The organism is Pseudomonas sp. UM16 (assembly GCF_050312595.1).
GTDB lineage: Bacteria > Pseudomonadota > Gammaproteobacteria > Pseudomonadales > Pseudomonadaceae > Aquipseudomonas.
The window spans coordinates 68,493-88,241 of sequence record NZ_JBNPJT010000008.1; the positions used below are offsets into that span (position 1 = coordinate 68,493).

Genomic DNA, 19,749 nt, shown 5'->3' on the forward strand with positions numbered 1-19,749 from the left:
ATTCGACCTGAGCACTCCGTCCACATACTGATACAATCGCCTCACTTTATTCTTCAAGCTTTCAAATCAGGAGCACAAAGTGCCCGTCGTCTTTGTTGCCGCTTCCAAGCTGCCTACCCCGTTTGCGACTTTCACCATGCATGGTTTTCTCGACGAAGCCACCGGCCGTGAGCATGTTGTGCTCAGCCTGGGTGATGTAGCCGATGGGCAACCGGTACTGGGACGCCTGCACTCCGAATGCCTGACCGGCGATGCCTTGTTCAGCCAGCGCTGTGACTGCGGTTCGCAACTTGAGGCTGCGCTGCAAGCTATCGCCCGCGAAGGGCGTGGTGTGCTGCTGTATCTGCGTCAGGAAGGCCGTGGTATTGGCCTGCTGAACAAAATCCGCGCCTACGAGCTGCAGGATGGTGGTGCTGATACTGTCGAGGCCAACGAGCGCCTGGGCTTTGCTGCCGACCAGCGTGACTATGGCATGTGCCAGCCAATGCTCGAACACCTGGGAGTCACGTCACTGCGACTGATGACCAACAACCCGCGCAAGGTCAAAGCATTGACCGGCATGGGCATCCCGGTCGCCGAGCGTGTACCGCTGCACACCGGTCATAACCCGCACAACAAGCACTACCTGGCCACCAAGGCCGGCAAGCTCGGCCATATGATGGGTAACGAGCACCAGGGCGAGGCCGGTCGGGCGTGACCCGGGCTCAGGTCAAGCGCCGTCTGGCAATTTCCTGGTGGCAGTACCTGGCCGTGGCACTGGCACCGTTGCTGGTGTTTGCCTGGGCCTTCGGCGGCCTGCAGGCGCTGATCCCGATCCTGGCCATGCCGATGTTCATCGCTGGCGTGGCCTCGATGTTTCTCAGCCTGCCGCGCTTCGGTGGCTACAAGCGTGCACTGATCGCTACCCAGAAATCCCTGAACACTGATGCCGAGCCCGCTGCCTGGATTGAGCTGGCGCGTGTCCGGCGCATTGGGATGCTATTTGCCTGCCTGCCCGCCTGGGTATCGGCCTTGTCGGTATTTGTCGGCCTGGAGGCGGTTCCGCAAATCCTCCTGGCGATTTCGAGCCTGGTGCTGCTCTACCTCTACCGTATTCCGCGTCAGCTGGGCTGATGCGCGGCATTTGCCTGCTGCTATTGCTGTTGCTGGCCGCGCCGCTGGCAGCTGCCACGCGGGTGGTCAGCCTGGCGCCTTCACTGTCGGAAATTGTCGTCGAGTTACACGCCGCTGATCTGTTGGTGGGGGTGCTCGATGGCGGCGAGCGTCCGCCAGCCTTGGCCCAGGTGCCTTCGGTCGGGCGCTACGGGCAGATCGACATGGAGCGATTGCTCAGCCTCAAGCCTGACCTGTTGCTGCTGTGGCCGGGCAGTGTGCCAGCGGCCCAGCGTGATCAGCTCAAGCGCCTGGGGATCCCTACCTACAGTGCCGAACCCCATGGTATCGATGAATTGATCGAACAGATCGAAGCTATTGGTATGCAGCTGGGGCGCGCTGAGCAAGGGAGAGCACGTGCCCAGCAATTGCGGCTGCAGTTGCAGGCACTACGTGAGCGCTACCACCGTCAGCAGCCGTTGCGAGTGTTCTATCAAGTCTGGGACAAGCCTTTGTACACCGTTGGCGGCGGACAGATCGTCAGTGATGCCCTGGCGGTGTGCGGCGCGCGCAATGTGTTCGCCGAGCTCAAGGTGCCCGCGCCGCAGGTTAGTCTGGAATCAGTGCTGCTGCGTGATCCGCAGGTGATTGTGGCCGCGGACCAGGCCCAGCTCGACGCCTGGAAGTCCTGGCCACAAGTCGATGCCGTACGCCATGGGCGCTTATTGCAGCTACCGGACAAAGGTCTGGAGCGGCCCAGCGGACAGATGATCGAGGCGACGGCGCAGCTGTGTCGTGTACTTGAGGCTACAGCGCCGGCGTCCAGGTGATGCCAAGTAGCCAGGTTCGGCCTTCTTCGCGATACCCGTACGAGGTACCTTCGTAGGTGTACAGGGCTCGGGAGTAGTCCTTGTCCAGCAGGTTGTCGACCTTGAGCTCAAACTTTACTTCCGGATTCAGTGTCCAGCTACTGCGCAGGCCGAGCAGGCCGTAGCCTGCCAGTTTGTTGCGGTTGGCTTCGTCGTCGTAACTACTGCTTACCGTTTGCCAGCTGGCGCCGAGGCCAAGTTGCGCAAACTGCCGGTCGAGATCCAGGCTGAGGGTGCGACGAGCGCGACGGGCAAGGGTATGGCCATTGTCACGGTCGCGGGGATCAATCAGCGCCAAGCCCAGGTTGCTTCGCCAGCCGAACCACGTTTGCTGCAGAGCGGCTTCAAAGCCATTGACCCGCGCCGAAGCCACATTGCGTGGAATCGAGTCGGCGCCGAAGATGATCGCATCGCGCAGGTCGGTGCGGTAAATGGAGGTTTCCAGGCGGCTTTCGGCACTCAACTGGCTGCGCCACTGTAACTCGTAGCTTTTCGAGCGCTCAGGCTTGAGGTCTGGGTTGCTGTATTGCGGGTAGTACAGGTCGTTGAACGTTGGGGCGCGGAAGCCTTCGCTATATGAGGCCAGCAGGTCGTTGTCCGGGTTGACCGGTAGGGTCAGGCTGGCACTCCAGGTGTTCTGCCCGCCGAACTGCTGGTTCTGATCGCGGCGCAAGCCCAGTTCCGTGGAGAACCACTCACCCTTGAAGCGGTGCTGGACGAAAGCTGCGCGGTTCCAGCGGCTGTCCTCGTCGAACTCGGTACTGCCATGTACACGGTCCTGGTACCAGTCAGCGCCAACCATCAAGTTGTTCTGTTCATCGAACGCCAGGTCGTTCTGCCAGCTGATCGAGTCGCGATAGGTATTGAACTCGCTGCTGTCATTGCTAAGTTTGTCGCGTTTTTTGTCGCGGTTCTCGCTGTGGCCCAGTTCCACGCGTGAGTACCAGGCTTCATTGAGCTGTGCCCCCAGGTAGGTGCCCAGGCTGCTGACGGTGTAATCGGTATAGGGCGCCTGGCCGAAACTCTGGAAGGTGTCCATGTCGAAGCGGCCATATGGGTTGTCGTATTCGCTACGGCCACGGCTGTCGAGCAGGTTGAGTCCTGCCTCGATGTCATCGTTGAAGCTGTGGCTAAGGCTCAGGTTCAGCGTCTTATTGCGGTAGGCGTCATGATCGCCGTCACTGGGGTAGGACGTGTGGCTCCAGTCGATGCCAGCGCTTTCATCAAGGCTGGCACCGAGGTTGAAACGAGTGTTCTGGTTGCCACCGGAGAGCCCCAGGCTACGTGCCCAGCTCTGGTTGCTACCGGCAGCCAGGCGCAGGCGTGGCCGGAGTCCTTGCTGGGCGTTGCGGCGGGTGAAGATCTGGATCACGCCGCCAATCGCATCGCTGCCGTAGACCGCCGAGCGAGAGCCGCGCAGCACTTCGACACGCTCGATCTGGTCGACGTTGAGAAACTGCAGGCCACTGTCACCTGACGTGGCGTTAGCAATGCGTACACCGTCCACCAGCACCAGGCTTTGCGCGGTCTTGCTGCCGCGGATATAGATGCCCGGCACGCTGCCGCGACCGCCCGTGGGCGCAACCTGAACGCCGGGTACCCGGGTCAGCAGGTCGGTGACGCTGGAGGGCTGCAGGCGGTCGATGTCATCGCGGGTGAACACGGTGTTGGCGGCACTGGTTTGTGTGCGGTCTTCGACCTGACGGTTGGCGCTGATCAGCGTATTGGCCAGCTTCAGGGCGTTGTCGCGGTCGACGGGCTCGGCCAAAAGAGGCGTGGGCAGGCACAGCAGGAGGGTCAGGCGCAGGAGCTTCATGGCAGTTCCAAAACTATCGCGGGGCAAGCCTGCTTCTACATTTTGCTGTAGGAGCAGGCTTGCCCCGCGATCAGATCTCAAAGACCAAGCAGTTGCATGCGCTCGCGCACCGACGCTTCGATCCCGGCAACGTCCAGGCCGCACTCCGCCAGCATCTGCGCAGGTTTGGCATGCTCAACATAGACGTCTGGCAGGCCCAGGTGCAGTACTGGCTTGAGCACGGCTTCGCGAGCAAGGAACTCGCTGACCGCAGCACCAGCACCACCCATGATGGCGTTCTCTTCGATGGTCACCAGCAGCTCATGATTGGTGGCCATTTCACGGACCATCGCTTCATCCAGCGGTTTGACGAAGCGCATGTCGACAACCGTAGCGTCGAGGTTTTCAGCCACCTTGAGCGCCTCAGCAAGCTGCACGCCGAATACCAGCAGGGCAACCTTGCTACCTTGGCGGCGAATCACACCCTTACCGATTTCCAGCGCTTCGAGGCTGCTGTCGATGGTCGCGTTCGGGCCGCTGCCGCGTGGGTAACGCACCGCCGCCGGGCCGTTGTACAGATGGCCGGTGCTGAGCATTTTACGCAGCTCGTTTTCATCGCTCGGGGTCATCACCAGCATGCCGGGGATGCAACGCAAGAACGACAGGTCGAAACTACCGGCGTGCGTCGGGCCGTCTTCGCCGACCAGGCCTGCACGGTCGATGGCGAATAGTACATCTAGGTTCTGTACGGCAACGTCATGGATCAACTGATCGTAGGCGCGCTGCAGGAACGTCGAGTAAATGGCCACCACCGGCTTGGCGCCTTCGCAGGCCATACCGGCAGCCAGGGTCACCGCGTGCTGCTCAGCGATCGCTACGTCGAAGTAACGATCTGGATAATGTTCACTGAAGGCCACCAGGTCGGAGCCTTCCTTCATCGCCGGGGTAATGCCGACCAGGCGCTGGTCAGCCGCAGCCATGTCGCACAGCCATTGGCCGAACACCGCCGAGTACTTAGGGCCGCCGGCTTTTTTCGGCGCTGCAGCCGGTGCATCGACAGGCTCAAGCTTGGTGATGGCGTGGTAGCCAATCGGGTCGACTTCGGCCGGGGCGAAACCTTTGCCCTTTTTGGTCACTACGTGCAGGAACTGCGGCCCCTTGAGGTCGCGCATGTTTCGCAGGGTGGTGATCAGGGTTGGCAGGTCGTGGCCATCGATCGGGCCGATGTAGTTCCAGCCAAGCTCTTCGAACAGCGTGCCAGGTACCAGCATGCCCTTGGCGTACTCTTCGGTACGACGGGCGATTTCCCAGGCACCCGGCAGGCGCGAGAGCACCTTTTTGCTGCCTTCGCGCATGCTCGAATAGGTACGGCTGGAGAGAATCTTGGCCAGGTAATTGGACAAACCACCGACATTGCGCGAGATCGACATGTCGTTGTCGTTGAGGATCACCAGCATGTCGGCATCGACTTCCTGGGCGTGGTTCAACGCCTCGAAGGCCATACCGGCAGTCAGCGCGCCGTCACCGATCACGGCAATCGACTTGCGTGGATCGTTCTGCAGCCGGGCGGCGATGGCCATGCCCAGGGCGGCACTGATCGAGGTGCTGGAGTGACCGACGCCAAAGGTGTCGTATTCGCTCTCGGCGCGGCGCGGGAAGGCGGCCAGGCCGTCCTTCTGGCGCAGGGTGTTCATGCGCTGACGGCGACCGGTGAGGATCTTGTGCGGATAGGCCTGATGACCGACGTCCCACACCAACCGGTCGTCCGGGGTGTCGAAAACGTAGTGCAGGGCAATCGTCAGCTCGATGACGCCCAGGCCGGCACCGAAATGCCCGCCGGTCTGACCAACGGTATAGAGCAGCTCCTGGCGCAGTTCGTCAGCCAGGTTCTCCAGGTCGGCTTCAGCCAACCGACGCAGGCCGGCAGGCGTATCGGCACGGTCGAGCAGCGGCGTGACCGGGCGTTCGCGGGGGATCTCTTGAAACGTCGTGGGCATCAGGCGAATCGTTATAGATATGAAGTGGCGGCAGTTTACCTTATTGCGGTAATGGCTGCCCATTGAGTGGGGGGCTTTGGCCCCTATCGCCGGATCAAGCGACTTAGTTGCGTCGCTCGACGATGTAGCGGGCCAGCTCGCGTAATGGCTCGGCTGCTGCGTCAAACGGACGCAGTGCGCTCAAGGCCTGATCGCGCAATTCCAGGGCATAGGCTTTGGCCGACTCGAGCCCGAGTAGCGCCGGGTAGGTCGGTTTGTCTCGGGCGATGTCGGCACCCTGGCGTTTGCCCAGGGTTGCGGTGTCACTCTCGACATCGAGAATATCGTCCTGCACCTGGAAGGCCAGGCCGATGGCCTGAGCGTAGGTCTGCAGGGCTTGCAGTTGCGCGTGGTCAGCGCGAGCGCTGGCCAGGGCGCCGAGCCTGACACTGGCTTCGATCAAGGCGCCGGTTTTGTGCCGGTGCATGAATTCAAGGGCTTGCTGATCGAGCTTGATTCCCACCGAGCCCAGGTCGATGGCCTGGCCACCGACCATACCCGCCGGGCCTGCAGCCAGGGCCAGAGTCTGGACCATGGTCAGGCGGATACTGTCAGCCTGTGGGCTCAGTTGCGGATCGAGCAGAGCGCTGAACGCCAGGCTCTGCAAACCGTCGCCGGCGAGGATTGCGCACGCTTCGTCAAAGGCTTTGTGGGTGGTCGGCTGGCCACGGCGCAGGTCGTCATCGTCCATCGCCGGCAGATCATCGTGGACCAGCGAGTAGGCATGGATCAGCTCGACTGCGCAGGCCGCGCCATTGGCCTGCTCCGGCGCAACGCCAAGGGCTTCGCAGGCGGCGTAGGCGAGCAGTGGGCGTACACGCTTGCCGCCGTTCATCACGCTGTAGCGCATGGCGGCGTAGAGGCGAGTCAGCTCAGGAGAAGGCGCAACAAACAGTTGTTCAAGGGCCGCGTCGACCCGGGCCTGACAGTTGGCCTGATAGTCGGTAATCATTCTGCCTGTTCCGCATCGAAAGGCTCGGCCTTGAGTTCGCCGTCGCGCTCAAGCAGTACTTGAACCTTTTGCTCGGCCTGGACCAAGGCGCTCTGACAATCACGCGTCAGGCTGATGCCTTGCTCGAATGCAGTCAGCGAGTCCTCCAGCGACAGCTCACCGTTCTCCAGGCGCTCGACCAGGACTTGCAAGTCGGCGAGGGATTGCTCGAAATCAATAGAGGCTTTTTTTCGGGCCATGGCGGCTGTCTCGGTGGCGGTATAAACGGCGCGACACTAGCAGAGCGGGGCGGGGGGAGCAAATCGGGAGGGGGGATCTTTCGTCGCATTCTGTTGCATAAAGGCCAGCGGCTCACACTTGATTTTCCTGCAAGGCTTGCATTGTGGGGGGTTGTGGCTCTCTGCCATAATCGCCGCCGCTTTGGCTCGCGGGATTCCTGCAGGTGGAGCCTCCCTTATTTGATGTCACGTAATGGACTACGTTGTGAGCTTCCTTTCGATCGAGTTTGGCCTCAGCTTCACCCTGTTTTTCGTCCTTTACTGGAGTTTGTGCTGGAGCGTTCGCCTTCAGAACGCGCTACTGCTTGCGGCCAGCTATGGCCTGGTGGCCAGCTTCAGCCTCAATTCCCTGTATGTTCTGCTCGGCTACACGGTGCTGGTGTACCTGCTTGGTCGACTCAGTGAACGTTATCCCGGGCGACGCTTCAGTTACTTGTTGGTATTGCTGCTGGTCTTGGCTTGCTTCTACCTGTTCAAGTACCAGGAGTTTTTTGTCGCAGGCATGCAGGGCGCACTGGCCAGTGCCGGGATAGATGTGTCGCTGCCAGTGTTGCAAGTGCTGGTGCCGATTGGCTTGTCGTTCTACACCTTTCATTCGGTCAGCTACCTGGTGTCGATCAACCGGCGCGAAATGCCTTCGGCGAGCCTGCCGGACCTGGCCCTGTACCTGGCCTTTTTCCCCAGCCTGGTCGCCGGCCCGGTCAATCGTGCTGCACATATGCTGGCGCAGATTCGTCCACAGGCGATCCGCCAGGTACTGGAGCCGCAACGGGCGCTGGGACTGATCGCTTTGGCGGTGGTCAAACTGTTTTTCTGCAGCGCCTGGCTGGCCAGCGAATGGGTTGATCCGGTGTTCGAAACCCCGGGTGGTTACTCGCCGGAGCAGATCCTGCTGAGCGTTTACGGCTACAGCTTTCTGATTTATTTCAACTTCAGTGGCTACACCAACCTGGTAACGGGGATCGCCTTGTTCCTGGGCTTTCGCCTGCCGGACAACTTCAATGCCCCTTATGCGGCGCACAACCTCAAGGAATTCTGGGGGCGCTGGCACATCAGCCTGTCGCTGTTCATTCGTGACTATGTTTACATCCCGTTGGGCGGTAACCGCCGGGGTGTCTGGCGCGGCAACCTGAACATGTTGCTGGCCATGCTGATTTCCGGCTTGTGGCATGGCGCGAGCATCAACTTCATTATCTGGGGCGCGCTGCACGGCATCGGACTGGCGCTTTACAAGGCTTCCACGTATGTCCTGCCGCAGCCTATGCGCTGGCCGGGGGCGGGGCTGGTGGCGCGCTTGCTGACCTTCCATTACGTGGCGTTTGCCTGGATCTTTTTCCGCGCGACTACCCTCGGTGACGCCATGGACATGCTCGCGGGTATCGGCGGCTTGAGCATTGAGGGGCTGTTCTCGGCGACCGGTCTGCTGCTGTTGGTCAGTGTGTTGTATGTCGCGGCCTACCCGCAGTTGCTGGCCCTGCTGCGTCAGTTGTCTGCCGCCACCACCCGTTTGCCCTGGCAGTTCTATCCAATTCCGCTCGGGGTGTTCGTGTCGTTGGTTATCTTCGCTTCGCAGTCGGGCGTGCCGGGGTTCATCTATGCCAGCTTCTAATTCCGGCCAGCTGTTGCGCGTGCAACTGGATGCGGCCAAAGCCTTCTACGGCATTGTCCTGACCACGGTGCTGCTGTTCTGGCTGAATCAGGACTCGATCAGCCTCTATTGCCAGCAAAAGTACCACCAGAGCTGCGAGCTGCCTGTGCTTGGGCAAAGCCCGGCCTGGCGCTTGGGCGGCAACTTGACCCAGGCCTTGGGCGCTGCCCGTGACAGCTTTGTCGGTAGTCTGGAGCAAAGCCGTACAGCCGTGGCACAAGCTGACAGCGTTGAGCTGCCAGCGTCTATGCCAGTGGTTCCAGTTAACCTGGAGTCGCCTCAAGCGGCGACTCCGGTAATCACGCCCAAGCCGGTAACGGCCAAGGTGGCTGCCCCGACAGTGGCCGTGACGCCAAGCAAACCTGCCGCAGCCGTTGCCCCCAACCCGCTGGCAACTGCGACGGTGGTTTCTCTTGCCGCCGGCGATGAAGTGTTTTTGGTTGGTGACTCGTTAATGCAAGGGGTCGCACCACACCTGGCCAACAGCCTGCGCAAACGCTACCAGATCAAGAGCGTCAACCTCAGTCGGCAGAGCACTGGGCTGGCGTATCCGGGTTTCTTCAACTGGCCGAAAACCGTGGCCAGCACCCTCGACAGCTCGCCCAATGTTCGCCTGATGGTGATCTTCCTCGGCCCTAACGATCCTTGGGACATGCCCCAAGGCAAGGGCAAACCGTTCCTGCGCTTCAAGTCGCCGGAATGGGAAACCGCCTATCGTCAGCGCATCGATGCCATTTTGGACCAGGCCCGTAAGCACCAGGTACAGGTGATCTGGGTCGGTCCGCCGAATATGCAGAAGCCGCGACTGTCCAGCGCCATGGCCTACCTCAGCGGCTTGTACCAGGAGCAGGTCGGGCTCTACCAGCAACATTACCTCTCGGCCAACCCGGTGCTGGGTTACCAGGACGACGCGTTCTCCTATACCTTGCAGAACAGCCAGGGCAAACGGGTCAAGATCCGGGTCGATGACGGCATTCATTTCACCATTACCGGGCAGAAGCTGATCGCCGAACAGATACTCTCGCTGATCGCCTTCCCGGGCCTCACTGTAACGGGACACTGATGCGTCGACTGCACAATATTCTTGGACTGGTTGTGTTGATCTGCGCGCTGCCGGGCTGTAGCCCGGTGGCGGCGGTCAATACCACGGCCAGGCCGGTAAACGCTGCGGCCAAGCCTGCGGCAAACCAGGGCAATGGCAACCTGGCGCTACTGGCCAGTAAGTTCAAGGGCGCCAGCCGCGCGCCGGTGACGATCGTCCAGTTCGGTGACTCGCATACCGCGGCCGACCTGTTCAGTGGTGAGATGCGCCGCCTGCTGCAGGGGCGCTATGGCGATGGTGGCATTGGTCTGGTTACCGCCACGCCAGTGCCCGGCACGCGCTATGAGCAGGTCATTCTCAAAGCGGCCAAGCGCGAGTGGGAACTGGTGTCGGCGCGCAACCAGCAGAGTGCGCAGTTCCCCCTCGGCGGTTATCTTTCGGTGCCCCTGGCGGCCAAACCCACAGTGCGCATCGAAGCTCGCCAGCCGAGTAATCAGCGCTATCGGGTGTCGGCTTTATACCAAGCACGGGAAAGCACCAGTCTGCTCATGCGCGACCCGCGTGGCCAGAACCGGCGGCTGCTGGCAGCAACCGGCGGGCAATGGCGCTTCGGCCCGGTGGTGAACAATGTCAGCCTGCCGCTGGACCTGACCCTCGACAGCCGCCCCGGTACGGTGTTGGGCGGTTGGTATCTGCAGGGGCAGAAAAATGCCGGGGTGATCTACTCGGCCCTGGGCATCAATGGCGCGCGGCTTGAGGTCCAGGACAAATGGCAGCCGGGCTGGCAGGACACGCTCAAGTTGCTGCGTCCGGATCTGGTGATCCTCGCCTACGGTACCAATGAAGCGTTCGACGACACCCTGGATCTGAGCCTGTATCAGACCCAACTCAAGAACACCCTTGAGCGCTTGCGCCGCGACATGCCACGGGCGGTGGTGTTGGTCGTCGGGCCACCCGACTCGATCAAGCAGCGCAAGGCACGCAGTTGCGCAGCACGTCAGCCTCGGCAGCTGGCGGCCGTCATCCGCATTCAGCGTGAGGCAGCCAAACAGGCCAATGCGCTGTTCTGGGATTGGCAGGCCTATATGGGCGGGCAGTGTTCGATTGCTGGCTGGCAGGCGCAAGGCTTGGCTCGGGGCGATCTGGTGCACCTGACAGCGGACGGCTATCGCAAAAGCGCGGCCGGGCTGAATGACTATCTGCGTAAGCAGTTGAAAGTGCAGTAAGGGCGGGAAAAGGAGAGGTGGGGACGACTCCGGGTTGGCTTGCGGGGCCCCATGGAGTCGTCATCCCACCCTCGAAAAGAGGCCAATCCAGATGCCCGAGGGCACCTGCCCAGCATGTGTCGGCTGGCATACTGCCGGCCGCGATTCGGTCCTCTGAATACACCTTAGTTGGTGTCTGGTGTACTGTAAATTTTCTCGAACGGATTGTGTGTTTCGGGTTGTATATCCGCGTGTGTCAAAGCAGAGGTGTGCGATGAACCTGCTCGAAGTGGCCGGAGGTAAACCGATCAAGCTCTGGACCCAGGGCGTGCCGGTGGAAGACGAAGCCCGTCAGCAACTGATGAACACGGCGAAGCTGCCCTTCATCTTCAAACACCTGGCGGTGATGCCGGATGTGCACCTGGGCAAAGGTTCGACAATCGGCAGCGTGATTCCTACCCTTGGGGCTATTATTCCGGCGGCGGTCGGCGTCGACATTGGCTGCGGCATGATCGCTGCACGCACTTCCCTACTTGCCCGCGACCTGCCCGACAATCTGCACCGCCTGCGCAGTGCCATCGAGAAAGCCGTGCCGCACGGCAAGACTTTCGGCCGTCACGACCAGGGTGCCTGGGACAAGGTCCCGGCGCAGGCCGACCATGCCTGGACCGACCTGGCAGCGCGCTTCACTTCGATTACCCGCAAGTACCCGCAACTGGAAAAAACCAACAATCGCCAGCACCTGGGCACGCTGGGTGGTGGCAACCATTTCATTGAAGTCTGCCTGGATGAAGCCGACCGCGTCTGGTTCATGCTGCACAGTGGCTCACGTGGTGTCGGTAATGCCATTGGCAACCTGTTCATCGAACTGGCTCAGGCCGACATGCGTCAGCACATCGCCAACCTGCCGGACAAAGACCTGGCGTATTTCGAAGAAGGCAGCCGGCATTTTGCCGACTATGTCGAAGCAGTCGAGTGGGCCCAGGACTTTGCCCGGCAGAACCGAACGTTGATGATGCAAGCAGTGATCGCCGCTGCGCGCCAGGTATTAGGGCGGCCGTTTGATGCCAACCTTGAGGCGGTCAACTGCCACCACAACTACGTGCAGCGGGAGCGCCATTTCGGCCAGGAGATTCTGGTTACGCGCAAAGGTGCGGTCTCGGCGCAGAAAGGCCAGCTGGGCATCATCCCCGGCTCCATGGGCGCGAAGAGCTTTATCGTTCGCGGCCTGGGTAACGAAGATTCATTCTGCTCCTGCAGCCACGGCGCAGGGCGGACCATGAGCCGTACCCGAGCGAAAAAGCAGTTCACCCTCGAAGACCAGAGACGCGCCACCGCGCATGTGGAGTGTCGCAAGGATAAGGACGTGATCGATGAGATTCCCATGGCCTACAAGGACATTGATGCGGTGATGCAGGCGCAGCGTGAGCTGGTGGAAGTTGTGCATACCTTGCGCCAGGTAGTGTGCGTCAAGGGCTGAACGTGCGGGGGAGAAGCCATTAAACAATAAGGGCGGCCCTGGCGCCGCCCTTATTGAATACCCGCTTAGCAGTGCCAGTTAAGGCATCTTGCCTTCGGCGCACCACTGTTCCCACTCACCGATTTGATCATGGGTGATCATCGCTTCTTCGCCGACCTCTGCGCGGTACGCGGTCATCCAGGCATCCTGGCAGGTCTCGGCAGAGCCGGCGGCAACCGTGGAATACAAGGATGATTGCGTTTCCCTCACGCCATTAACCCAGCGTTCTTCGCCTTCAAGCTGGCCGGTTTGCGGGTTGTACGACTGAATGACGCCGTCGGGTACGAGGTTGCCCGGATAGCCGCTGTAGAAATCCTCATCTTCAGCTTCCTCGGTACGTACAAGTTTTATTTCCTGCAGCACCTTGCCATCCGGTGTGCTGAACTGCCGGAACCATCCGGAAACTGCCGTGCCGTGCTCGTAGTTGATTTCGGACTCCTGCAGAACAATGTCAGTGTGCAGAATGTTTTTGTACTGCTTCTGAACGCCATCGAGCTTGCCGTCTTTGTAGTTCAGTTCTGCCGCCACGTATTGCTTCAGGCTGCCGATCAAGTAGTCGTACTTGGTCTGTGCACCGTGAAGCAGGCCGTTGGCATAGTTCGACGTCTCGTTTGAGTCGGTCTCAAAGCCGCTGAGTTTCTTGCCGTTGCTCCAGGTGAGTTCAGTGATCACCTTACTGCCGTCGGTGGTCCAGCGGGTTTCCTGTGCATCGGGCTGGCCATCTTTGAAGCTTTGCTGATGAACCAGGACTCCGTTCTCAAACGTTTCTGCGAGCCCATCCTGGCGGCCATCCCTCCAGTTCTTGACGGAAACGCTAACGCCTGATTTGGCATCGAACACGGTCTCGGTGCCGTTCTTTTTGCCGGCCAGGTACTCAACCTCGTAAACTTTTTTGGTGTTGTAGAAACATTCACTTTTACCGCTGTAGCGTCCCTTCTCAACTTCAGAGTTGCACAGGGCGGTAAGGCCCGGCAGCCCGATAGGCATGTTCACAACTTTGCCGCTAAAGGGGTTAGTGTCCCCGAATTTGTAGATCAAGCCGTTTCTCGTCACAACTTCCGCATTGTCGATTTCGGCACTGCAGCCGGTAAGGACGACGGCGGCCAAAGCGACTGCAAGTAGATTTCTCATGTAGCGTTCCATTTCAATGAGGATCTTGGAGAGTCGCGGAGTCTCGAGGCTATCGGAGTTGATGTCAATGTGGTGGCATTGGTCTGGTCGAGGCTCAGGTGGGGGTGAGTGATCCGCGCTGCAGCTCTTGCGTCGTGTCGATGATAAAACTGCGTAACCAGCGGTTGTGCGGGTCGTCGTTGTGTTCCACATCCCAGACCATGAACACGCGAAAGGCCGGGACGAAAATGGGCACCGGGCTTACGGTCAAGCGTGCGATGCGCGCATAAGAAAGGGCGGCAAACGTCGGCAAGGTGGCGATCACGTCACTGTGTACCAGAGTCGCCAAAGCGCCACTGAAGTGGGTGAACGAGGCCGAAACCCGGCGGGCGACGCCTTCGCTTTCGAGCAGGTCATCAACAAACCCCCGACGACCATCGTAGGAGATCCGCACATGCTCATGCCTGAGGTATTCATCACGGGTCAGTGGGCTTTTCAGATTGAGCCGCGGTCCGTCGTACAAGCATGAGTAAGACGAAGAGAACAGTACTTGTGAGCTGTAGTGCGAAGTGAGCTCCTTGGGCTCTGAACACAGCACCAGGTCGATGTCCGTATCCGTCAGCGAGGTTTTCCACAGCGAACTATTGCTCTGGTGAAAGGCAAACTTCACTGAAAGGCCGCGGGCCTTCGCCTCGTTCACCAGGCGTGGCGAGAGATAGCTTTCGATGTCGTCCGACAGCGCGATGTTGAACACCCGAGTGGAGGATTCTGCGGAAAACTGTGGCCGTTTGTCGACAATGGCGGTGATCGCGGTCAACGCCTCGGTGACTTTGGGCGCGATCTCCAGCGCCCGCCGCGTCGGCACCATGCCGGTGCCGGTACGAATGAACAACTCGTCGTGAAATTGTTCACGCAGCCGCTTTAGCGAGGAGCTTACCGCCCCTTGGGTGACATGCAGCACGGCTGCTGCACGGGTCACGCTGCGCTCATTCATCAAGCACTGGAAAACGATGAGCAGGTTGAGGTCGACCCTGCTGATATTAGCAACACTAATCATGGTCATCTCTAGTATTCGTTTGATTAATTTGCATCAACATTCTTAATCTCGAAAGGCTTAAACACAACAATAAACAGGTGGCTCGGGATGCAAGAATCGATAGTGCAAGCGCAACAGGGTGAGCGTGTAGCCTCATCAAGCGACGCGGCAGAGCTGCGCAAACGGGCCATCGCCGTCGGCATTGGCAACTTCATGGAGTGGTTTGACTTTGCCATCTACGGCTACTTCGCCGCGGTGATCGGGCAATTGTTTTTTCCTTCCACTGCGCCCGGTGTGTCGCTGTTGTCGTCATTGGCGGTATTTGCCGTGGGCTTTCTTTCTCGCCCCTTGGGCGCCGTGGTGCTGGGGCCAATCGGTGACAAGCTGGGGCGCCGTGCGGTGCTGATCATTACCGTGTTCGGCATGGGCCTGGCGACGACCTTGATCGGTCTGTTGCCCGACTACGCCACCATAGGCATTGCCGCTCCGATCCTGTTGATCACGCTGCGCTTTCTGCAAGGGATGATGGTGGGTGGCGAGTGGTCCAGCGCCGGTATCTACATCGTCGAAAGTGCACCGGCCAACCGCCGGGCGACTGCTGCCAGTGTAATCACCGGCACTGCGGGCGCGGCATTTCTGTGCGGCACGGCGATCGCTGCCATCATCAACGCGACGCTGTCAGAAGCCGACCTGATGCAGTGGGGCTGGCGCGTACCTTTTGTCGCTTCAATCATCATGGCCGGTGTGGCCATGTACATCCGCCGCAAACTCGGTGATACGCCAGTCTATGAAGCGCTGGAGCATAAGCGTGCGACCAATTCTCTGGAGCAGGTATCGCGCCCGGCCAAGCAGCGCGCCTTTGTCATCTCGTTCGCTTTCTCCGCCTTGTTCGGCGTCTCGCTGTACTACTTCATCACCTACGCCAACACCCACCTGACCCAGACGGTTGGCCTGAGCAAATCTACCGCCTTGTGGCTGTGCAGTATTGCCCTGGTGCTCTACACCCTGTTCAACCCGCTGGTCGGCCGTCTGAGCGATCGCTTCGGTCGTCGTCCGCTGGTATTGGCTTCGGCTGCGGGCCTGACGCTGTTGGCCTACCCGGTGTTTCTGCTGATGAACATCGGCAGCTTCGCCGCGATTCTGCTGGGGCTGGTGATCATGGCCGTGCTGGTCGCAATTACCGCGGTGATGGATGTCGTGCTGCTGGTTGAAGTATTCCCGGCCTCGATTCGCTCCACCGGTGCTGCCGTTGGCCACAACGTCGCCCTGGCGCTGCTGGCGGGCCCTGGACCGTTCATTGCCGTAGCCCTGATCCAGGCCACGCACAACCCGAACATCCCGGCGGCCTACCTGGCGGTGGTGTCAGCAATCTGCTTCATCGTCCTGTGGTTCCTGCTCCCGGAAACCAAGGACCGCGACATCACCCGTGGCTAACGCTGACTCTCACCATTCATTAAGGGAAGACTTATGATCAAGGTTGCAGTTGTTCAAGCTTCATCCATTCCGTTCGAGCCTCAACTGAGTGCTGAGAAAGCGGCCGGCCTGATTCGCGACGCTGCCGGTCAAGACACCGATCTGGCGGTGTTCCCCGAGGCGTTTCTCGGCGGTTACCCCAAAGGTGCCGCGTTCGGCACCGTCGTCGGTAGCCGCAGTGACCTCGGCCGGGCCCAGTACCTGCGCTATGTGCAGGGCGCGGTCAGCCTGGACGGCCCCGAACTGGCGGGGCTTTGCGAGGTGGTCAACGAAACCGGGGTCCATGTGGTCATGGGCATCATCGAACGCCTGGGCCGGACCCTGTACTGCACCGCCGTGACCCTGGCGCCGGGCAGGGGCGTGGCCGGTTATCACCGCAAACTCATGCCAACGGGGCAGGAGCGCATCATCTGGGGCTTTGGTGATGGCTCAAGCATTGCTCCGGTGGACACGCCCTTTGGCAAACTGGGTACAGTCATCTGCTGGGAAAACTACATGCCGGCGCTGCGTCAGGCGATGTACGCCCAGGGCACTGAAATCTACTGCGCGCCTACCGCCGACGACCGCCCGACCTGGGCTGCATCGATGGTGCACATCGCCCTGGAAGGGCGTGTGCCGGTGCTTTCTGCGTGTCAGGCGATCACCCTGGGTGAGTATCCGGCGTCCTATCGAGAGGACTTCGGTCTGGCGGCGGGTGAGGGCGACTACATCATGCACGGTGGCAGCATGATCGTCAGTGCGACCGGGCAAGTGCTGGCAGGGCCGGTGTTTGATCAGGAGACGATTCTTTATGCTGAAATCGACCTGACTGAAGGGCAGGCCAGCAACCTGGACTTTGATGTGTGCGGGCACTATTCGCGGCCGGACGTGTTCACGCTGAAGGTCAATACGGCGGCGATGAAGCCGGTAGTGTTTGAGGGCGACTGACGCCACCGCTGTAGGACAGCCTTGCTGGCGATGCCCGGCAAAGCCGGGCCAGGGGCACTACACGTTTCAGTCATACAACCAGGGTTTAAGCTCTGCCAGGTTCTTCACCACGATCTGCTGGGCCTCAGGTTTGGGGTCCATGTTCTTGTGGTCAATCTGGTAGCGCTGCAGCACGTATTTGACCAGCGCCCGACGGCTGGGAATCTCCAGTTGGCCTTCGAGCATGCCGAAGTCGGTCTGAATGATTGCCTTCTGTGCTGCATCCAGACGAGGGTCGGGCTGGATAATCACTGCCACTTCAGTATTCCACACCTCATCCAGGCTAATGCCGTGCTCGGTCTTGTCGAGCAGATCCGGCTCCCCGCGAAAGCGGCTGAGGACGAAGTCGCGATACCCGCGGTTCTTCTCGCAGTAGGCACGCACATGCCAGCGCATGCCAGTATTGACCAGCGTATGAGGGGCAATCAGGCGAATCTCTGGCTCAGGATTGCTTAGCGAAACATACTCGATTTCCAGCCTCAGCCCTACACGGCACGCCTTGAGCAAAGGGCGCAGCACCTCCGGGCGAATCGAGCGGTCCGGCACCTCTAGTACCTGCGTGTGGGCGTACGCCAGCTTTAGCCCCTCGATATGCTCGGCACGTTCATTGTTCTGGAACAGCAGTTGCAGATAAGCGCTGGCGCTATCGTCGATAAAGCGTGGCTTGAAGGCTTTCGCCGGTACATAGCCCTTGAGCTGCTTGTCATATGTCAAGTTTCGGGGCGCATGCTCGGTAATGTAGGTGTTGATGTCTTTTGACGCCTGCTGCCGACTGATGCCGAAGCTCTGCATCAGGTGCCCCGTGGTCAAGCGGCCCTCCCACCAGGCTACGGTTTCAATCAAACGATAGCGAAGTGCCAGGTCCCAGCGAACCTGGGTGATGGATTGTGTGCGTTTCATGACCCCTCCATGTGAGCCATAACTTTACCTGTATAAGTCTACAATCTAGACCTGTAAGCAAACGCTACATATCGTGTTGCTGACATCAGGGCAAGATTGACCCTGCGAGGAGCAACAGGAAATGAGCATGAACGAATGGATTGCAGTCGGTGCGCTGGGGCTGATCGGAGTCATTCTGCTGGTGTTGCTGTTGCAGTACATGCGCCTGCGGGAAATCTGGCAGGGGCTCAGCCGTTGCCGTGAGGCGCTGCGTTGGGCGCGGATTTGGGAAAGTGAAAATCAGGAGTTGAAGCGTAGTTTGCGCGCCGAGCAAAAGCGTTGTGAGCAGCTCGAAGAAGCGCTGAACAACGTGCAGGCCAGCCAGGTTTGAGCTGAAGCAAAAAGACATCCAGTCAGGGGCACTGGCAAAGTGCAATGGGGGCCTAAGGAATAATGGATCCAAGGCGATAACCTTACTTGAGCGCATTTGCCAGCAGTGAAGCTACCTATAGCCTGTTTTACCGGAGCGTTAACATGCATCTTCCTCGACTGAATCCCGGGCGATTACTCACCTCCATAGGCTTGTGGATGGTCCTTTCGTCAGCCCATGCCAGCACCCCGCCGATCGAACAGGCTGAAAGCGATGTGCGTGGCTACATGCAGTGTGTGCAGGACGCCTATAACGCCGATCGATGGCACAGCCGTACCATCGACGAATGCCGAACGCAGTTCCCAGCGGTGCAGTCGCTACGCAAGGGCGACTATGCCGGCGTGACCTTCACAGGCGAACAGAACCGCCTCTATGAGCAGGCGCGCAAGCGCTGGATTGGTTTCGACAAAGCGGTCCGAGTGCAGATCCTGTCGCAAGGGCTAGCGGAACAATTTGCCGCGGCAAACGTGACCACCGCCTATTCCTTCGACAAGCTGGCCAGGGCACTGGATGCGCGCTTCAGCGAACTACAGGCTGCGCCCTTCAGCTGGTACCCCGCGAAGAAAGCGCCTTACCGCACTGCCCAGGGGCTAACCTTGGCGCAGGTGCAGCAGAAGGAGACGCAGCAGTTCACCACTTGCCTGGAAAAGATCGTTAATGGGCCTGGCATCCTGAGCCTTACCAAGGCGAACTTCGACAATCAGGCCAGTCGATGCCTTCAGGACATCTCCCGCTTCAATCTTGATCGCTCGAACGCTGTTTACCTGCCCGATACCTTCCAAGCGATTGCTGGCCAAGGTTGGCAAGTGATTGCTGCGCAGCAAATCAAGGCTGAAGAGGCTGAACAGGCTCGCCTGGCGAAGGAAGAAGCCGAATCCTGGTCGCACTTCTTCAAGGCGCTGCTGGGCAAGATCGTAGTTGGTCTGCTGGCACTGGGTGGGCTTTATGCGCTCTGGTGGGCGTTTATCAATGCGCCTGCGTCTAGCGGAAGGTCCTCAAGCGGTTCCTATGGCGGTAGCTCTGGATCGGACTACAGCCCGGCATCTGACTACCGTGATACGTCTACTAGCAGTGCAGAACGCCCCAGCAGATCGAAGCCCGTGGATCTGGGCACCTTCACGCTCAAACATCGCAAAGTGGGGCCCCTGACGACGCAACATCGCTGTGCCAGCTGCACCCACTGGCGTGGTCAACGCACTCCGCATCCAGTGACGCGGGAGTGGTACGTGAAACACGACACGAAGGGGCCTTGTGGTCATAAGCATCCTGGCTCGCCGTATGGGATCAAGCGGGATATGGATGGGTTTCACTGTAAGGATTTTCAGGAGGGTGGGTACTGAGAGGCAGTTCTGGGTTCTGTCCGAATTGCTAATTTGGTCAGCAGGTTACTGACCAATTGCCTTAGTTCCATTGGGCAGT

General features: G+C 59.9%; 18 protein-coding genes. 11 read left to right on the forward strand and 7 right to left on the reverse strand.

All coding sequences use genetic code 11. The annotated features are described in order from the left end of the window. The first annotated feature begins 79 nt into the window (after nt 1-79). From ribA to ACQRAX_RS11235, 3 genes are read left to right on the forward strand one after another with little or no spacing between them, the layout of a single operon-like run. On the forward strand, nt 80-697 hold the full coding sequence (gene ribA / locus ACQRAX_RS11225) for a GTP cyclohydrolase II (protein ID WP_045182558.1): 618 nt from the start codon (nt 80-82) through the stop codon (nt 695-697). Continuing rightward, complete coding sequence (locus ACQRAX_RS11230; protein ID WP_412040176.1) at nt 694-1,113, forward strand: MFS transporter; 420 nt, start codon at nt 694-696, stop codon at nt 1,111-1,113. Before ribA ends, ACQRAX_RS11230 begins: the two co-directional genes overlap by 4 nt. Next, nucleotides 1,113-1,922, forward strand: coding sequence for a cobalamin-binding protein (locus tag ACQRAX_RS11235; protein WP_412040177.1), 810 nt, complete (start codon nt 1,113-1,115; stop codon nt 1,920-1,922). The genes ACQRAX_RS11230 and ACQRAX_RS11235 overlap by 1 nt, the downstream gene beginning before the upstream one ends. Here the strand turns inward: ACQRAX_RS11235 and ACQRAX_RS11240 are convergent. The 4 genes from ACQRAX_RS11240 to ACQRAX_RS11255 form a co-directional block, all read right to left on the reverse strand. Next, on the reverse strand, nt 1,900-3,777 hold the full coding sequence (locus ACQRAX_RS11240) for a TonB-dependent receptor domain-containing protein (protein WP_412040178.1): 1,878 nt from the start codon (nt 3,775-3,777) through the stop codon (nt 1,900-1,902). The two genes, ACQRAX_RS11235 and ACQRAX_RS11240, sit on opposite strands and share 23 nt — an antisense overlap. A 77-nt stretch (nt 3,778-3,854) precedes the next feature. Beyond that, nucleotides 3,855-5,753: a 1-deoxy-D-xylulose-5-phosphate synthase gene (gene dxs, locus ACQRAX_RS11245; protein ID WP_412040179.1), complete on the reverse strand. Its 1,899-nt coding sequence runs from the start codon at nt 5,751-5,753 to the stop codon at nt 3,855-3,857. Between the two features lie 103 nt (nt 5,754-5,856). After that, nucleotides 5,857-6,744: a (2E,6E)-farnesyl diphosphate synthase gene (gene ispA / locus ACQRAX_RS11250; RefSeq protein WP_412040180.1), complete on the reverse strand. Its 888-nt coding sequence runs from the start codon at nt 6,742-6,744 to the stop codon at nt 5,857-5,859. Next, nucleotides 6,741-6,983, reverse strand: coding sequence for an exodeoxyribonuclease VII small subunit (locus tag ACQRAX_RS11255; protein ID WP_412040181.1), 243 nt, complete (start codon nt 6,981-6,983; stop codon nt 6,741-6,743). Before ACQRAX_RS11255 ends, ispA begins: the two co-directional genes overlap by 4 nt. Nucleotides 6,984-7,227: 244 nt before the next feature. On the opposite strand from ACQRAX_RS11255, the gene ACQRAX_RS11260 reads away from it, so the two are divergent. From ACQRAX_RS11260 to ACQRAX_RS11275, 4 genes are all read left to right on the forward strand, one after another. After that, nucleotides 7,228-8,631 carry an MBOAT family O-acyltransferase gene (locus ACQRAX_RS11260; protein ID WP_412040182.1) on the forward strand — a complete coding sequence of 468 codons (1,404 nt, stop codon included), beginning with the start codon at nt 7,228-7,230 and terminating at the stop codon, nt 8,629-8,631. Beyond that, nucleotides 8,618-9,733, forward strand: coding sequence for a DUF459 domain-containing protein (locus ACQRAX_RS11265; protein ID WP_412040183.1), 1,116 nt, complete (start codon nt 8,618-8,620; stop codon nt 9,731-9,733). Before ACQRAX_RS11260 ends, ACQRAX_RS11265 begins: the two co-directional genes overlap by 14 nt. Continuing rightward, complete coding sequence (locus ACQRAX_RS11270; protein WP_412040184.1) at nt 9,733-10,938, forward strand: SGNH/GDSL hydrolase family protein; 1,206 nt, start codon at nt 9,733-9,735, stop codon at nt 10,936-10,938. Before ACQRAX_RS11265 ends, ACQRAX_RS11270 begins: the two co-directional genes overlap by 1 nt. A 253-nt stretch (nt 10,939-11,191) precedes the next feature. Next, nucleotides 11,192-12,397, forward strand: coding sequence for an RtcB family protein (locus ACQRAX_RS11275; RefSeq protein WP_412040185.1), 1,206 nt, complete (start codon nt 11,192-11,194; stop codon nt 12,395-12,397). Nucleotides 12,398-12,475: 78 nt separating this feature from the next. Here ACQRAX_RS11275 and ACQRAX_RS11280 read toward each other — a convergent pair whose 3' ends face one another. After that, nucleotides 12,476-13,567 carry a toxin-antitoxin system YwqK family antitoxin gene (locus ACQRAX_RS11280; RefSeq protein WP_412040186.1) on the reverse strand — a complete coding sequence of 364 codons (1,092 nt, stop codon included), beginning with the start codon at nt 13,565-13,567 and terminating at the stop codon, nt 12,476-12,478. A 94-nt stretch (nt 13,568-13,661) separates the two neighbouring features. Further along, on the reverse strand, nt 13,662-14,603 hold the full coding sequence (locus ACQRAX_RS11285) for a LysR family transcriptional regulator (RefSeq protein ID WP_412040187.1): 942 nt from the start codon (nt 14,601-14,603) through the stop codon (nt 13,662-13,664). A gap of 87 nt (nt 14,604-14,690) precedes the next feature. Between ACQRAX_RS11285 and ACQRAX_RS11290 the strand changes: the two genes are divergently transcribed. Together ACQRAX_RS11290 and ACQRAX_RS11295 are read left to right on the forward strand one after the other, a co-directional pair. Beyond that, on the forward strand, nt 14,691-16,016 hold the full coding sequence (locus ACQRAX_RS11290) for an MFS transporter (RefSeq protein ID WP_412040188.1): 1,326 nt from the start codon (nt 14,691-14,693) through the stop codon (nt 16,014-16,016). A 33-nt stretch (nt 16,017-16,049) separates the two neighbouring features. Then, nucleotides 16,050-16,982 (forward strand): carbon-nitrogen hydrolase family protein, encoded by a 933-nt coding sequence (locus ACQRAX_RS11295; protein ID WP_412040189.1) that lies wholly within the window; start codon nt 16,050-16,052, stop codon nt 16,980-16,982. A 66-nt stretch (nt 16,983-17,048) separates the two neighbouring features. On the opposite strand, the gene ACQRAX_RS11300 is transcribed toward ACQRAX_RS11295, so the two are convergent. After that, nucleotides 17,049-17,921, reverse strand: a complete 873-nt coding sequence (locus ACQRAX_RS11300) for a helix-turn-helix transcriptional regulator (protein WP_412040190.1) — start codon at nt 17,919-17,921, stop codon at nt 17,049-17,051. Between the two features lie 127 nt (nt 17,922-18,048). Here ACQRAX_RS11300 and ACQRAX_RS11305 point away from each other — a divergent pair, with 127 nt between their 5' ends. Continuing rightward, nucleotides 18,049-18,291 carry a hypothetical protein gene (locus tag ACQRAX_RS11305; RefSeq protein ID WP_412040191.1) on the forward strand — a complete coding sequence of 81 codons (243 nt, stop codon included), beginning with the start codon at nt 18,049-18,051 and terminating at the stop codon, nt 18,289-18,291. Between the two features lie 86 nt (nt 18,292-18,377). Then, entirely contained in the window at nt 18,378-19,670 is a 1,293-nt protein-coding gene (locus ACQRAX_RS11310; RefSeq protein ID WP_412040192.1) for a hypothetical protein, read from the forward strand. The last annotated feature ends 79 nt before the right edge of the window (nt 19,671-19,749 follow it).